This window comes from Paracoccus sp. TRP (assembly GCF_000185925.1).
GTDB lineage: Bacteria > Pseudomonadota > Alphaproteobacteria > Rhodobacterales > Rhodobacteraceae > Paracoccus > Paracoccus kondratievae.
This window is the reverse complement of record NZ_AEPN01000023.1, coordinates 57,881-72,406: the sequence shown is the minus strand read 5'-3', so window position 1 is coordinate 72,406 and position 14,526 is coordinate 57,881. Positions and strand designations below refer to the sequence as shown.

General features: G+C 63.7%; 13 protein-coding genes and 1 tRNA gene. All 14 read right to left on the bottom strand.

Annotated features, from left to right (window positions below; genetic code table 11):
* On the bottom strand, window positions 1-304 hold a 304-nt coding region (locus PARACOCCUSGL_RS21810), incomplete at its 3' end, for a hypothetical protein (RefSeq protein WP_138918349.1).
* Between the two features lie 574 nt (window positions 305-878).
* Window positions 879-954, bottom strand: a tRNA-Phe gene (locus PARACOCCUSGL_RS0113365).
* A 77-nt stretch (window positions 955-1,031) separates the two neighbouring features.
* Window positions 1,032-1,181 (bottom strand): DNA gyrase inhibitor YacG, encoded by a 150-nt coding sequence (locus PARACOCCUSGL_RS0113360; RefSeq protein ID WP_010397450.1) that lies wholly within the window; start codon window positions 1,179-1,181, stop codon window positions 1,032-1,034.
* The gene (locus PARACOCCUSGL_RS0113355) at window positions 1,178-2,239 is read right to left on the bottom strand and encodes a ribonuclease E/G (protein ID WP_010397447.1); all 1,062 of its coding nucleotides are present in this window, start codon (window positions 2,237-2,239) and stop codon (window positions 1,178-1,180) included. Before PARACOCCUSGL_RS0113355 ends, PARACOCCUSGL_RS0113360 begins: the two co-directional genes overlap by 4 nt.
* Complete coding sequence (locus tag PARACOCCUSGL_RS0113350; protein ID WP_029372240.1) at window positions 2,236-2,823, bottom strand: nucleoside triphosphate pyrophosphatase; 588 nt, start codon at window positions 2,821-2,823, stop codon at window positions 2,236-2,238. Before PARACOCCUSGL_RS0113350 ends, PARACOCCUSGL_RS0113355 begins: the two co-directional genes overlap by 4 nt.
* A 97-nt stretch (window positions 2,824-2,920) precedes the next feature.
* Entirely contained in the window at window positions 2,921-3,139 is a 219-nt protein-coding gene (infA, locus tag PARACOCCUSGL_RS0113345) for a translation initiation factor IF-1 (protein ID WP_010397442.1), read from the bottom strand.
* Between the two features lie 181 nt (window positions 3,140-3,320).
* Window positions 3,321-4,427: a FliM/FliN family flagellar motor switch protein gene (locus PARACOCCUSGL_RS0113340; protein ID WP_010397432.1), complete on the bottom strand. Its 1,107-nt coding sequence runs from the start codon at window positions 4,425-4,427 to the stop codon at window positions 3,321-3,323.
* A 128-nt stretch (window positions 4,428-4,555) separates the two neighbouring features.
* On the bottom strand, window positions 4,556-7,213 hold the full coding sequence (locus PARACOCCUSGL_RS0113335; protein ID WP_010397430.1) for an ATP-binding protein: 2,658 nt from the start codon (window positions 7,211-7,213) through the stop codon (window positions 4,556-4,558).
* On the bottom strand, window positions 7,203-7,445 hold the full coding sequence (locus PARACOCCUSGL_RS0113330; RefSeq protein WP_010397428.1) for a hypothetical protein: 243 nt from the start codon (window positions 7,443-7,445) through the stop codon (window positions 7,203-7,205). The genes PARACOCCUSGL_RS0113335 and PARACOCCUSGL_RS0113330 overlap by 11 nt, the downstream gene beginning before the upstream one ends.
* Window positions 7,446-7,453: 8 nt before the next feature.
* Complete coding sequence (locus PARACOCCUSGL_RS0113325; RefSeq protein ID WP_010397426.1) at window positions 7,454-7,810, bottom strand: response regulator transcription factor; 357 nt, start codon at window positions 7,808-7,810, stop codon at window positions 7,454-7,456.
* Window positions 7,811-7,868: 58 nt separating this feature from the next.
* On the bottom strand, window positions 7,869-9,155 hold the full coding sequence (locus tag PARACOCCUSGL_RS0113320) for a helix-turn-helix transcriptional regulator (RefSeq protein ID WP_010397424.1): 1,287 nt from the start codon (window positions 9,153-9,155) through the stop codon (window positions 7,869-7,871).
* A 3-nt stretch (window positions 9,156-9,158) separates the two neighbouring features.
* A complete protein-coding gene (locus PARACOCCUSGL_RS0113315) occupies window positions 9,159-9,839 on the bottom strand; it encodes a response regulator transcription factor (RefSeq protein WP_010397422.1) in 681 nt (226 codons plus the stop codon).
* Window positions 9,836-11,245, bottom strand: coding sequence for a LapD/MoxY N-terminal periplasmic domain-containing protein (locus PARACOCCUSGL_RS0113310; RefSeq protein WP_010397420.1), 1,410 nt, complete (start codon window positions 11,243-11,245; stop codon window positions 9,836-9,838). Before PARACOCCUSGL_RS0113310 ends, PARACOCCUSGL_RS0113315 begins: the two co-directional genes overlap by 4 nt.
* Window positions 11,246-11,369: 124 nt before the next feature.
* Window positions 11,370-14,492 (bottom strand): efflux RND transporter permease subunit, encoded by a 3,123-nt coding sequence (locus PARACOCCUSGL_RS0113305; RefSeq protein ID WP_010397418.1) that lies wholly within the window; start codon window positions 14,490-14,492, stop codon window positions 11,370-11,372.
* Window positions 14,493-14,526: the final 34 nt, after the last annotated feature.

Genomic DNA, 14,526 nt, shown 5'->3' with positions numbered 1-14,526 from the left:
CCCGGCCGACTTTTGCTCCGCCGTTGACAGGTGTGGCGTTGCCGAACGTCGAGGACGCCGCCAAGATGCTGGTCAAACTCAAGCTGATAAGAGGAAATTGATGGCGGCGGAAAAGGATGATGCCTGCAAATGGTTTACGGCTGGCGAAGCCGCTAAATTGGCCGAAATCCATCAGGTTCTTGGAGTGCCGGCGACCCGCTGGGGCATGACGAAACAGCTCAAGGGCGATGATGGCGCAGGCCCGCCGTCGGAACTGTGTCGAAAGCGGGAGGGCCAAAGGGGCGGCGGTGCGCTTGAATACCACTGGACAGCCTTTGACTAGGCGTTGTGGGAGTATCTGGACGCAGAGGTAGACGTCGCGCTTCCGGAATATTGCAGGTCAGAGGCGACGACTCCGAATGGTTCACCGCAGAGGAAATTGTCGCAGTGGCGCATGTCCATGAATTGGATGGTGTGCCGCGCTTCAAGACTTACATAACCAGATGGATTGCCGAGCGCAGCGCGCGCCGTTCCAAGACGTTCGGCATGCAGCTAAAGCGTCTGCGCCGTGGGGTCTGGCCTTCGCCGGAATGCCGGTTTCACTTGGAGCTGTTCAAGTTCAACCGGCCTCTGTATGTTGCGCTTCAACAATGTGCGCGGCTGGATCGCGACTGTTAGCCGAAAGAACAATTTCCTGATCCTGACAGTTGCGCCGCGCCCTGCGGAATTTTTTTGTCCGCAACCTAATGCGCGTTTGTGCCAAAGCTAGTCCCTCGCGACAGCGGCAACAGCTCGGCAGGCGTGGGAGAAAGAAAATGAACAGAACGAGACCAGAACAGCAACCTGATATCATGGGTGATACCTTCGGCTTGGTCGCAAATGCTAAGTTATTGAAAAAATGGTGCCCGGAGGCGGATTCGAACCACCGACACGCGGATTTTCAATCCGCTGCTCTACCAACTGAGCTATCCGGGCCCGCAGCTTTCTGCTTTGGACAGGCGCGTTGTTAGGGCAGTGCCGCGCCGGTGTCCAGTGCCAAAAAGCGAAATTTTTCACTCTTCCTTGTCAGGATCAACAACCGGCTCGCCCGGGATGCGATAGTCGCCCCGCAGCCAGCGTGCCAGATCGACATCGGCGCAGCGGCGCGAACAAAAAGGGCGATAACGCTCTGAGGCGGGCTTGCCGCAGATCGGGCATTTCATGCCTTGTCCTCCGCTCTGGCCAGCCGCGTCAGCGGGATACGGTCACGCTTGCGGCTGATCTCGTAAAGTCCCATCGCGGTCCAGCCGATCAGCACCGTCTCGGTCGTTTCCGAACGGAAGGCCGCGCGCAGGACCTGGTCCAGCGTCCCGCGATCCCGCTTGGGCATCGGGGCAAAGTCGACGACGATCTGGCCACCCAGGCCGCGCAGACGCAATTGACGGGGCAGGTCCCGCGCCAGGGCGATATTGGCCTTAAGCCCGGCAGCAGGCGAATGGTCACTGCCAGTGTTCACGTCGATCGCAACCAGCGCCCGCAGGGCCTCGATCTCGGCCCAGGCGCCGCCGCCCAGATCCACGCGCGGACACAGCATTTGCTGGACCATCGCCTCGGCCCCGGTAATTTCGAAGGCGTCGGGGCCGTCCTCGACACTGTCCGGGGCGGGATCCGCCCAATCCAGCCAGGCCAGCTCAGCCGGCGCAGGTGCATCGAGCAGCAGTTCGGGCTGCCCCTCCCGGTCGGCTAGAATAGCAGCTGCAAGTTCAAGAATCTCAGCCAGTTCAGTGCTGATCTCATCTTCGGCCGCCTCTGCCGTAATTGAGCGAAAGACAATGCCGGGCGGGTCGGTGATTTCTGTTAATGCGGCTTTGCCCAGACTGACAAGGTTTTCGCGCAGCTCATCATCACGGATGCGGCGCGAGACATTCACGCCCGGCGCGCCCGGGGTCACGATGACATGGCGGCCACGAAAATTCAGCCGGGTTGAGACGGGAATCGCCTTGCCCTCTTCGGCGCTGCCGCTGACCTGCACAAGCAATGATTGCCCCTCGCGCAAACCGCTGCGGTCACGCAGAAAGCCGCGCGCATCGTCAGGCAGGCGCAAAAACACGCCGCCTTGTCCCTTGACCAGCCGATCAACCTTGGCGCGGCAGATCGCACCGGGGGCGAGCGGCATCGCATCGCCAAGGTCGATCAGCAGATCCTCAAGCCGGCCGTCCAGCATCAGCGCGGCCGCTTCGCGACCAAAGACCTGTCCCAGAACGATCTGGCGCCCCTTCATGCCATCTTTCCCTGAATTCCGATTGCAGCGAGCAGGCTGGCCGTTTCCGCCAGCGGTAGCCCGACCACGCTTGTGTAAGAGCCTCGCATCCACAATGCAAAGGCAGACGCGCGGCCCTGAATGGCATAGCCGCCCGCCTTGCCCTGCCATTCGCCGCTGTCAAGATATTCGTCGATCGTCCCGGCGGTCAGAGGGCGGAAACGGATAACCGTTTCGACCAGCCTTTCGCGCAGCCGCCCGTCATGGGCAAGGGTGACAGCAGTCAGAACCCGATGCCGGCGACCCGAGAGAAGCTGCAGATAGCACCGCGCCTTTGCCAAATCGGTGGGTTTGCCCAGGATTCGACGGCCCGCGACCACGACTGTGTCGGCGCATAAGACTGCGTCATTGGTCGAGCTGATCAGCGCCTCTGCCTTTTCGCGGGCCATGCGGCGGACGTAATCGCGCGGTAACTCACCACGACGAGGTGTCTCGTCGATATCGGCGGGTTGGATATGGGCAGGAGTAACGCCGATCCGCGCCAGAAGCTCAAGCCGGCGCGGGCTGGCCGACCCCAGGACCAAGGCAGGTGCCGGACGCTGCATTTTTACAGCAGGCGACTGGGCATCATGCGCCTCGCGGGCGGTCGCATCTTCTGACGCGCCCGCTGCAATCAACTCGCGTGCGAGAGCGTCTGTGCCCTTACTTGAAGCGGTAATTGATCCGCCCCTTGGTGAGGTCATAGGTGTTCATTTCCACCTGAACCTTGTCGCCGGCGAGGACGCGGATGCGGTTCTTGCGCATCTTACCTGCCATATGTGCGATAATCTCATGGCCGTTTTCTAGCTCGACCCGGAATGTCGCATTAGGCAGGAGTTCCTTCACGACGCCGGGAAATTCGAGCATTTCTTCCTTGGCCATGTTGTCTCCTGTAGGGGTACCCCGCCCGGTGGCGGGCGCATGCTACATGCGTCCTGAGGGGTAATTTTTCAAGGGGAATCTGGCCTTGCCGGGGGATTCCATACTGTGTGATGGTATTAGAACGGCCAATTTTGCCTGAATGTGGCCCTATTGTGACGAAAAGGCATGAACGGCATCGCGATTAACCGACCTTGGTCAGGGGCGTGGTTGGACGGAACGGATCCTCCAGGTCCGCGTCAGCCAGCATGGATACATCCTCTGCCTGCCGCGCAGAAGTGCCCAACGATGCCGTCACCGCCTGTGTAAAGCTGTTGTCATCGGAACGGCCAGGGATATCCGTAGCGATGGGGGACCCATCTTTGTCACCAGCCTGCAGCCGGATGGCGTGGAGGCCATCTTTCTCGCCCAGTTTTCCTTGCAAGATCAATTGTCCGTAGGGGGATTCGATCCTTGCCTCATTCAGTGAGTTCCGCGGCAGGGACAGCAATGCGCCCGGAGTGAGTGCACGCAGCTCGTTCAGGCTGATCTTGCGACGGCAAAGGACGCTGACAAGCGGTAGCGGAGTCTCCTGCACGATCCCCGCCAATGTGCTGGCTGTTTTTATAACCTCGCGTGCTTCGGCAAGCGGCGGGGACGCGATTGGTTCTATGTGCTGCAGAGCTATGTGGTCGGGCAGAGTCTGGCGCGTGTCGGCGGGGGCGGGCAGGGCAAGCAGCAGGCTGCCCTGACGCTGCTTTTCCGGGCCGATGTGAAATTGCAGACTTAGCCGGGTCATCCTGCCCTCTTCCAGCATCAGGGCCAGCAGGCGCGGTTCGTCTATATGGGTCAGATAGCGAAATGCGCCGAAATCGGGGCTATCAGGATGGGTGCCGCATTGACGAGAAAGCTCGGTCAACAGCGTCTCAGCAAAATCTGCGGCAATCGTTGCATCCGTGCGGGTCGGCCTGCGCGGTGATATTGGGCGTGCCGTCACCCGGCCGATCGCCTGCATCTCGATAAGCGAGCCCAGCAGCGACGGGCAGATTGCCACCACACCAAGCATGTCCTGCCGCCCCTCGACCACCGATAGAATCGCGCGTTCGGGTAGCAGTTCTTGCAGCTCTGCCGGGGTGGTTTGCGCCAGTTCAGCCTTTTCGACCAGCACGGCCAGCCGCGCCTGCTTTTCAGCAGCGCGGGCGAATGCGGTCGCAACCGCGCTTTCAAGCTGCAGTTCGGCAACCTGATACCCAGAGGTTCCGGCATCTGATCGAATCCGGTCGCGCTGAGTGATCCAATGACGCAAGACCATGGCGGATCCGCCCGTTTGCCCCGCTGTCCGCCCCGGATCGCCTGATTGTTCCTGTGCCGTATTGTTCATGCCTGACCGAATCGATGCCGCCTTGGGGGCAGATTGGCACAGACTGGTTGCGAAAAGGTTTAACCCGTCAAATCGTCAGGACTTTCCGGACGTCGTGGAGGCCGAGACGGCAGAGAGAGGCGAAAACAGGCGCCGCCCTGACCGGGCAGGTAGCTGATCGAACCTCCAAGGAAACCCATGATTTCCTTGCAGATTGCCAGCCCCAGCCCCGCGCCCCCAGCCCGCGCGGGATCGTCCAGCCGCGCAAATTTCTCAAAGATCAGCGCCCGGCTTTCCGGATCAATCCCCGAGCCGTTGTCGTGAATGTCGATTTCGGTCCAGCCTTTTGGGGTGCGGCGGGTCTCGATCCGGATCACAGGTTCTGCCGCGTCGCAATATTTGCGTGCATTCGAGACGACGTTGATCAGCACCTGCAGCAGCCGGTCGGGGTCAGTGATCACCGGCAAATGCTCGGCAATCGGATTGCGACGGATTGAAAAATCACGCTCGGCGGCCACAGCCCCAGCGGCTGCCAACGCCCGGTCGATCAGATCGTGAAGGTTGATCACTCCGGGCTTGAGCTGTGCGCGACCCGATTCCAGCACCGATAGATCCAGCAGATCGTCAAGCAGCCGCGTCATGCGCACCGCCTCGTCCTGAATGATTCCAGCAAAGCGGGCGCGGTCTTCGGCGGGCAGCTCGGGCTCCATAAGAATTTCGGAAAAGGCGCGGATCGAGGTCATGGGCGTGCGCAGCTCATGGCTGATCTGGCCCAGAAATGCGTCCTTTTGCGCGGAAAGCGCTGTCAGCTTCTCGTTGCTTTCGCGCAGCATCGCGGCTGTGCGGGCAAGTTCGGCCGAGGTGAGCTCAAGGCGGCGGTTATCCTCGCGCGCGCGGCTGGCCTCGCCTGCGACCTCCATGAGATCGGCGACGGTTACGCCGCCACGACCACCGACGCGGGTCATCAGAGCCGCTGCGGTCGCCGCGCCGACGGTGCCGGCGAGGTGGCGTTCAAACTCGGTCAGGAAGCGCGGCGTCAGATCGGGCAGATAACCGGATTTTCCCTGTTTTTCCGAGGCTTTGCGAAAAACGTCAAGCGCGTGTTCATTACCCCAGATCCGCCCGGCGAGGGTCAGCAGCGCCTCGGCCTGTGCAGCGGGCGCGCTGTCACTTGCGGCGGGATCGGGTGCGATGGCGTGAACGAAAGACAGAGATTGCAGCCGCTCAGCCGGTTGGGGAAAGTCGAGCAGCGATATCAGGATCAGCAGCGACAGGTTCACCGCCAGCGCAAGCAGCACCGCCCCTGCAAAGGGGTCGATGCCGGCCGGCATGGCGGGATGGTCGAAAAGACCAAGCGAAGGCAGAAAGACCGTGCCAGCCCAGATCAGCGTGCCGGCGACGATCCCGGCGATGGCTCCGCGCCGGGTTGCGCCGCGCCAGATCAGCCCGGCAATCATCGCAGGCAGCACCTGCGCCATACCCGAGAATGCGACCGTGCCCATAGCGGCCAGTGCCGTCGTGCCACCAGTCATGTGATGATACAGCCACCCCGCCCCGATGACCGAGACGATGGCCAGCCTGCGCGCGTTCAGCATCAACGCGCCGAGATCCTCACGCGATTGGGGCGGCTCGGACAGCGCCGCCTGTCGCAGCCAAAGCCACAGGGGCACAAGCCAGTGGTTTGCCATCATCGTCGACAGGGCGATGGCGCTGACCACAACCATCGACATGGCCGAAGAAAAGCCGCCAAGGAATACCAGCGCCGCCAGCGTCTCGCGCCCCTGCGAAAGCGGCAGGGCGAGAACATAAAGATCGGGATTCGAGCCTTTGGGCAGCAGGTCCGCGCCAACGACGGCGATGGGCAGGACCAGAAAAGACATTGCAGCAAGATAGGCCGGAAAGGCCCAGCCGGCCTGCCGCAGGCGGTCTTCGTCGCTCGCCTCGACCACGATGACGTGGAACATGCGCGGCAGGACCATCACCGCCGCACCTGAAAGCAGGATCAGCGTGAACCAGCGGTCGGGGCGGATCTGCCAGCCTTCTCCTGCGGGTGAGTCCGCCATGTTGTCGATGCGTGCCAACACATCTGCGGGACCATCGGCGATGCCCCAAAGCACATAGGCCCCGATGGCGACAAACGCGGCGAGCTTGACCACAGCCTCGACAGCGATTGCGATGACGACGCCATGGTGCCGCTCATTTGCGGCAAGGTTGCGGGTGCCAAAAAGAATGGCAAAGGCGGCAAGCCCGACCGCCACCCATAATGTGACATTGCCGGGCAGAGGATGGCCGCTGGAGGCAAAGGCCGACAGGGCCATCGACACTGATTGCAGCTGCAGCGCGATATATGGCGTTGCCGCCAGCACCCCGATCAGCGTGACCAGCGCGGCGAGCCCGGCAGATTTACCAAAACGGCTTGAGATCAGATCGGCGATCGAGGTCACGCGATGCAGCCTTGCGATGCGGACGAGGCGCCTGAGGCCCCACCATGCCCCGGCAAAGACGATGCCAGGACCAAGGTATATCGTCAGAAACTCAAGCCCCGAGCGGGTGGCATAGCCGACCGCGCCGTAAAAGGTCCAAGCCGAGCAATAGACCGAAAGCGACAGGGTGTAGATCACTGGCCGGTCCATCCAGCGCCAGCGTCCGCGCGCAGCGGCGCGATCGGCGGCATGGGCCAGCAGGAACATCAGCGCCATATAGACGACCGAGGCTGCGCCAAGCGTTTCAGGCGTCATCCTCGTCCTCCGTCCGGCTGCGGGCGATGGCGCGGTGCAATCCGGCGGTCACGGCAATGGTCAGCGCCCAGCCTGCCGCCAGCCAGACCGCGCCGCGCGCAAAGCTGAAGTATTGCGGCAGCCACATCGGTGGCAGCAGCGTCAGCAGTGCGAAAAGCACGGGCAGCACCCGGGTCGCATCGCCAAGCCGGCGCTTGCGATAGGCGCTGCGGCCAAGAAACAGGCGGCGCATACGCAAGGTCACCCCAGCAACTCGCGCACCGCAGCGCGCAGATCATCATTGGCAAAGGGCTTGACCAGTATGCGGTCGGCGCCCTGGGGCAGGTTGGCCAAGCCCCGTGCGCTGAGCAGCAGAACGGGCAATCCCTTCAGGGCGTGATCAGCGCGCAGATCGGCAAGCACCTCGGCCCCGCTGCGGCCCGGCAGCATCAGATCAAGGATGACCAGACGTGGCGCAAGCGCGCGGATACGTTGCAACGCGCCATTGCCTTCGGGCCATTGCTCGCAACGCCAGCCCTCGCGCGACAGGATGAAGCGGACCGCTTCGGCAATGCTGGGCTCGTCCTCGATCAGCAGCACATCGACGGTCGCGGTCACGGGCGGCTCTCCTGAAATTTTGCGGCGATCATGGCGACGCGGGCGGGCGTTGTCAAAATCACACTGGGCCGAGGATCGACGGCTCGTGCCGCGCAGGGCAGCCCGGGCGCGGGCAGATGCGGCAGGCAGGGCCGACGCCCAGAACCGGGCGGGTGTCACGGCCCGCCGAGGGACGAAAGAGCATCTGCGCGCGGCTGAGCGCCGGTGCGCCGATACCCATGGGCAAAAGACGCTCGGCCACCGCCCAGGCGGCGAAACGGTTGCCAGCAGTCGTCTCGATCAGCCGCGCGACGGGCAGCTGCGGCTGGGCCAGTGCCTCGAACAGCGGCCATAGCGCGCAGCCTTCGCCGGGGCGTGGCAGCTCGAACCCCGGTGCCGAGTGGCGAAACAGTGCCGCGCCCGAGCCGTCACAGACGATTAGCCCCGCCTGCGCCCAGGGGCCGGGACGCAGCGTGCCAAGGCGGCGCAGCACCAGTTCCAGCGGCCTGCCTAGCCGCGCGGCGATATGGGCCGGGTCATCGGCTGTGTCCCCGGCCTCGGCCACCACGGCTGAAAGGGCGGAATCGGGCAGGGCGGCCCGGTCACGTTCCTGCGCGGCCAGCAGATCCTGAGCCATTACCCGCGCCGCATCCGAGGCAAGCTCGGCCGCCTCAGCAATAGATGGCTGGCCTGCGGCGATCCATGCCTCGACCTCTTCTTGCGGGGACATCGGTACTGCCTCATCCTCGAAACTGTCGAGATAGGCGACAAGCGCCTGCGCAGTCCGCGACAGGCGTTGGCTGTCACTGTCAAGATTGGCATGGAAGCGGTCGCGCCACTCAGGCTCGATCTCGGGGGTTTCGGCAAGGATCGAGGCGGTCGAGCGCAGCGCGGTCACCGCCGATTGCACTTCATGCAGTGTTTCCAAAAGATAGGGGTCGCGGGTCATGCGGTCCGACAGCGCGACAAGCCGCCGCTCCAGCGCATCGGCGCGGCGTGTTGCCCCGGCCAGCGCCGAAGCCCAGCCCGGGAAGCGCGCCGCGAATTCCGAGATCTGGTCCAGCTCGACCGTGATCCCCCGTTGATCAGCCGCGCGGGCAGCAGCCTCGCGCAGCGCGCCGACCAGTGCCTCTTCGTGGTCCGAGGCCAGTTCGGTCGCGTCGATATCCAGGGCTTCGGCCAGCCGCGACAGCAGCCCGGCCCCGACAGGGCGGCGATTATGCTCGATGAGATTCAGGTAGGCGGCCGAAATCTCGGCCCGCTGCGCCACCTCGGTCTGGCGCCGACCCAGAGACAGCCGGCGCTCGCGGATGCGGGTTCCGATGAGGGGACGCGCGACCGGGGGACGCGGAGAGGAACGTGTCATGCCTCAGATCCCGTCGCGGGTTTCCTCCAGATAGCGGATCGCCTTGACGACGAGATCGGCAAAACTTTGCGCCCCGAGCTTGTCCTTGAGCGTCTGGCTGACATTCGACACCGTCTTGTAGCTGATATTGGCGCGTTCGGCGATCTCACGGTAGCTAAGCCCCTCGGCGATGGCACGCAGGATGTCCGTCTCACGCGGGGTCAGGCGCGGGCGGGCGGGGGTTGCGCCGGGCCGATCCATCAGCGCGATGCGGCGGGCAAGGTCCGCGGGCACGTAATCACCGCCACGTGCCACCTCGCGCAGAGCCTCGCAGATCTCATCCGAAGGCGAATCCTTCATGATGATGCCATTGCATCCGGCCTGAAGCGCGCGCCGTGCGATGATCGGGCTGCGGTGCATGGTAAAGACGAGGATCGGCTGCGTCGCGCCCGCCGTGCGCAGCCGCTCGATCAGGCGCACACCCGCAAGTTTTGCCTCCCCCATGGTCAGATCGACGACGATCACATCCGGGTCCTGCTGTCGCCATGCCCGCCAGCCCTGCGAAGGGGTCGCCGCACCGATCACCTCGCATTCCAGACGTCCGCGTGTGATCCATTCCCAGCCTTCGGCGACGACCGGGTGATCATCGACGACCAGCACGCGCAGCGGTGGGGCAGGCGGAGAGATCGGGGCAGTCGCAGTCATGGGGCAGGTCCTTGGTCGGGCGGGCAGGGCAGGTGAAATTCGGTCAGCGTCCAATCTCTGTCCCGTCGGGGCGGCACGTAGCGACCGCCAAGCGCGCTGGCGCGGTCGCGCATTCCGGTCTGGCCAAGCCCGGTGCGGCCCGGCGCGGCGGGGCCGCTGCCGTCATCGCTGACGCTGGCAAAGATGCCCCGCTTGGCCCCGGTCAACCGGACGCGGATCGTTGAGGGTGAGGCGTGACGTAACGCGTTCAGCACGCTTTCGCGGATAAAGCGGTAAAGCGCGATCCGCCCGGCCTCGCCCGGTTCGGCCAGATCGGACGGGCAGTCGAAGGTGATATCGACCTGTGGCGCTGCATCGGCAAATTCGATCAGCTGCTCTTGCACCATTTCGGCCAGACTCGCGCCTTTGGCCGGGGCCATGCGCAGATCGTCGATTGCGGCGCGGGCGCTTTGGCGGATCGCCGCTGCGTGGCGCGAGACGGCGGCCAGCGTTTCGGAAAGCGTGGGGTCGGTTGCGGCTTCGGTGGCTCGACCAGCCTGACCGACGGCCGCTTGCAGGGCGAAAAGCTGCGGGCCGATGCTGTCGTGCAAGTCGCTGGCGATGCGGGCGCGCTCGGCCTCGGCCAGTGTCAGCATCCGGCCTTGCAGGCGGCGATTTTTGGCCTGTTCGGCCGCCAGATGCTCGGCCAGCGCATTGACCCCGTCGCTGAGTGTGGCCAGTTCCCTAAGTCCGGTCTGCGGTGCGCGCTGTCCCGGCTCGCCTGCACGCATCCGGTCCAGCGCCGCGCCAAGAAGGCCCAGCCGACGCAGCACCAGCCCGGTGATCGACATGGTGATTGCGATGGCCGCCAGTGCCATTGCAGCCAAAAGCGGCAGGATCAGGCGGAAATTCTGCCATGCCTCGGCGATCTCATCCTGAGGATCGGTACGTATCTCGATCACGCCAAGCACATTGGGATATTGGGCAATGGGGATGAGTTCGCGCAGCGGTTCGGGTCGGATCAGCGCAGCAAACCATTCGGGAACCTCTGCAGGCGGCAGGCGCGGCGGTAGCGCCAGCGCCACGGCGCGTCCGGCTGCATCACGCAATTCCGCCGAAAGATGCCGCTGCGCCTCAATCTCGGCCGCGATACGCGCGGCATCGGCCATCACGTCCCGACGCTCGAATGCGGTAGGCAGATGCAGTGTGGCAAAGGCGTTGGCAAGACGAAAGGCCGGGCCCGCCTCATCCTCGACCGCACGGCGGGCGTTCAGGATCAGCACCGATGCCACGATAGCAAAAATTGCGACCCATGCCAGAACCGAGCCGCCAAGCGCCAGCAGCCGCAGCGACACGCCATGCGAGGATGCGCGCCGGGCTGATGTCCTGTCCTTTGCCGCAGCCGCGATGTGGCTGGTTGCCTCCATGCATCTCCCCGCCGCCTGCCGGTGACCCCCCTGTGTCAGACTAGGGCGCGGATCAGGGCGCGGCAAGCCGGTTTGCGTGGCGGTGAAAGGCAGTCCGGGGGCGGCCCGCCGACCCCGGATTATATCAGGCCTTGGCGCTGGCGGGCTGGCGCTGGTCGGGCCGGCCAAGGGCGCGGCGCACCAGCACAAAGAACAGCGGCACGAACAATACACCCAGCAAGGTGGCAGAAATTGTCCCGCCCAGCACCGTTGCACCGATGGTGTTGCGCCCGTTGGCGCCCGCGCCGGTCGAAAGCACCAGCGGCAGCACACCCAGCGAGAAGGCGACCGAGGTCATGATAATCGGGCGGAAACGCTGGCGCGCCGCCTCGACCACCGCTTCGTAAAGCGGTTTGCCGGCCTCGGCCTGTTCGCGGGCGAACTCGACGATCAGGATGGCGTTCTTGCCGGTCAGACCGATCACCGTCAGCAGGCCGACCTGGAAGAAGACACCGTTGTCAAAGCCGCCAAGCCATGCGCCGATCAGCGCCCCCAACACCCCGATCGGCATGGCAAGCATGACCGCAAAGGGGATCGACCAGCTTTCATAAAGCGCAGCAAGGCACAGGAACACGACGGCCAGCGACAGGCTATAAAGCAGCAAGGTCTGGTTGCCTGCCTGCTGCTCCTCCAGCGATAGGCCGGTCCATGCGACGTTGAAGCCGGCGGGTAGCTGGGCGGCCAGCTCTTCGATGGCAGCCATGGCCTGACCGCTGGAAACCCCCGGCCCCGGGCTGCCCTGAATCTGCATGGCGGGCACGCCGTTGTAGCGGTCAAGGCCCTGCGGACCATAGCTCCATCGTCCCTCGGCGAAGTTCGAGAAGGGCACGAGCCCGCCCGAATTGTTCCGCACCCGCCACTTGTCGATATCGGTCGGCAGTGAACGCGAATCGGAATCGCCCTGAACATAGACGCGCTTGATCCGGCCACGGTCGATAAAGTCGTTCACATAACGTCCGGCCCAGGCCACGGACAGCAAGCTGCCCACATCGGTCGCCGTCACGCCCATCGCTCCGGCTTTCCGCCAGTCGATATCGAGGTGATATTGCGCCGCATCCTCAAGCCCGTTCGGCCGGGCTTGCGCTATACGCCCATCCTGGCCCGACATGCCAAGAAGCTGGTTGCGCGCATCAAGCAGCTGCTCATGCGTCTGGCCGCCCCGTGCCTGCAGGTAGAAGTCAAAGCCCGAGACGTTGCCAAGCTCGATCACCGAGGGGGGCACGATCGGGAAGACCAGTGCATCCCGGATACCCATCAGCGCCGGGAAAGCCCGCTGCGCGATGGCCTGCACCGATTGGCCGGGATCGGGCCGCTCTTCCCAGTCCTTCAGCCGCAGGAAGGCGATCCCCATGTTCTGACCCGACCCGGCGAAGCTGAAGCCCGAGACGCCAAAGAAGGAATCGATGTTTTCGGATTCGTTGCTGGCGAAATAGTTCTGGACCTGGTCGATCACCGCATCGGTGCGTTCGATCGTGGCTCCGGTTGGTCCCTGGATCAGCACGAACATGATGCCCTGATCTTCGTCAGGCAGAAAGCCCGTGGGGGTGCGCAGGAACAGCATCACCATGGCCGCACCGATGCACAGATAGATCACCATCATCCGCAGCGGACGGCGGATCAGCCAGCTGACCGACTGGCCGTATCCGTTCATGGTGCGGTCGAAATTGCGATTGAAGAGGCCAAAGATACCGCGGCTTTTGTGACCATGCTCATTGCGCAGCAGCGTGGCGCAAAGCGCGGGTGTCAGGGTCAGCGCGACCACCACTGACAGACCCATGGCCGAGGCGATGGTAATGGCGAACTGTTTGTAGATCACCCCGGTCGAACCGCCAAAGAAGGCCATGGGTACGAATACGGCCGACAGAACCAGCGCGATGCCGATCAGGGCGCCGGTGATCTGTCCCATGCTTTTCCTGGTGGCCTCACGCGGTTCAAGCCCCTCTTCCTCCATGATGCGTTCGACGTTCTCGACCACGACGATAGCGTCGTCGACCAGCAGGCCGATGGCCAGCACCATGGCAAGCATGGTCAGCGTGTTGATTGTAAAGCCAAGCGCCGCCAGTACGCCGAAAGTGCCCAGAAGCACGACCGGCACCGCCAGAGTCGGGATCAGCGTCGCGCGCCAGTTCTGCAAAAACAGCAGCATGACGAAGAACACGAGGATGATCGCCTCGACCAGCGTCTTGACCACCTCTTCGATCGAGATCAGCACGAAGGGCGTGGTGTCGAAGGGGATGACGTATTCCATGCCTTCGGGGAAAAAGCGGGAAAATTCCTCCATCCGCTCCTTGACCCGTTCGGCGGTGTCGAGCGCGTTTGCGCCCGAGGCAAGGCTGATCGCAAGGCCCGAGGCCGGCTGGCCGTTGTAGCGGGCGTTGGTCATATAGTCCTCGGCCCCGATCTCGACCCGCGCTACGTCCTTGAGCAGGATCAGCCCGCCGTCCGCCTCGGCGCGCAGGACGATCTGTTCGAAATCCTCGGGCGTCGACAGCAGCGATTGCGCGGTGATGGTCGCGTTCAGCATCTGCCCCCTGGGCGAAGGCTGGCTGCCAAACGAGCCTGCCGAGATCTGTGCGTTTTCAGCCGAGACCGCAGCAACCACGTCCGAAGGCGTCAGTTCATAGGCCGCAAGCTTTGACGGATCCAGCCAGATCCGCATTGCATATTGCGCACCAAAGACCTGCACCGAACCCACGCCCTCGACCCTGCTGAGGTCGTTGACGAGGTTCGAGATCAGATAGTCCGCAAGGTCCACCTGTTCATAACGGTCATCCGAAGAAGTCAGACCGATGACCATGAGGAATCCCGATGCCGATTTTTCGACCGTGATCCCCTGACGCTGCACCGGTTCAGGCAGCAGCGCCGTGGCTTGCGCCAGCTTGTTTTGTACCTGCACCTGAGCGATGTCGGGATCGGTCCCGGTCTCAAAGGTCAGGGTTGTAGTCGAAGTTCCGGCCGAGGACGAACTTGACGAGAAATAGCGCAACCCATCCAGCCCGGTCATCTGCTGTTCGATGATCTGGGTGACGGTGTTTGCGACCGTATCGGCCGAGGCGCCCGGATAGGTGGCGCGGATGGTAACCGAAGGCGGTGCGATCTGGGGATATTGCGCCACCGGCAGGTTGATGATCGACAGCAGCCCCAGCCCCATGATCAGGATCGAGATCACCCAGGCAAAGACCGGACGGTCGATAAAGAAGCGGGCCATGTGCGGTTCCCTGTGCTGTTCTCTCGCGGGGCCG

Excerpts from the sequence above, each read along its gene's own strand:
- PARACOCCUSGL_RS0113305 (WP_010397418.1), bottom strand. The coding sequence starts at position 14,492 with ATGGCCCGCTTCTTTATCGACCGTCCGGTCTTTGCCTGGGTGATCTCG.
- PARACOCCUSGL_RS0113320 (WP_010397424.1), bottom strand. The coding sequence starts at position 9,155 with ATGACACGTTCCTCTCCGCGTCCCCCGGTCGCGCGTCCCCTCATCGGA.
- PARACOCCUSGL_RS0113330 (WP_010397428.1), bottom strand. The coding sequence starts at position 7,445 with ATGCGCCGCCTGTTTCTTGGCCGCAGCGCCTATCGCAAGCGCCGGCTT.
- PARACOCCUSGL_RS0113360 (WP_010397450.1), bottom strand. The coding sequence starts at position 1,181 with ATGAAATGCCCGATCTGCGGCAAGCCCGCCTCAGAGCGTTATCGCCCT.
- PARACOCCUSGL_RS0113310 (WP_010397420.1), bottom strand. The coding sequence starts at position 11,245 with ATGGAGGCAACCAGCCACATCGCGGCTGCGGCAAAGGACAGGACATCA.
- PARACOCCUSGL_RS0113315 (WP_010397422.1), bottom strand. The coding sequence starts at position 9,839 with ATGACTGCGACTGCCCCGATCTCTCCGCCTGCCCCACCGCTGCGCGTG.
- PARACOCCUSGL_RS0113350 (WP_029372240.1), bottom strand. The coding sequence starts at position 2,823 with ATGCAGCGTCCGGCACCTGCCTTGGTCCTGGGGTCGGCCAGCCCGCGC.
- PARACOCCUSGL_RS0113355 (WP_010397447.1), bottom strand. The coding sequence starts at position 2,239 with ATGAAGGGGCGCCAGATCGTTCTGGGACAGGTCTTTGGTCGCGAAGCG.
- PARACOCCUSGL_RS0113340 (WP_010397432.1), bottom strand. The coding sequence starts at position 4,427 with ATGGTCTTGCGTCATTGGATCACTCAGCGCGACCGGATTCGATCAGAT.
- PARACOCCUSGL_RS0113335 (WP_010397430.1), bottom strand. The coding sequence starts at position 7,213 with ATGACGCCTGAAACGCTTGGCGCAGCCTCGGTCGTCTATATGGCGCTG.
- infA (WP_010397442.1), bottom strand. The coding sequence starts at position 3,139 with ATGGCCAAGGAAGAAATGCTCGAATTTCCCGGCGTCGTGAAGGAACTC.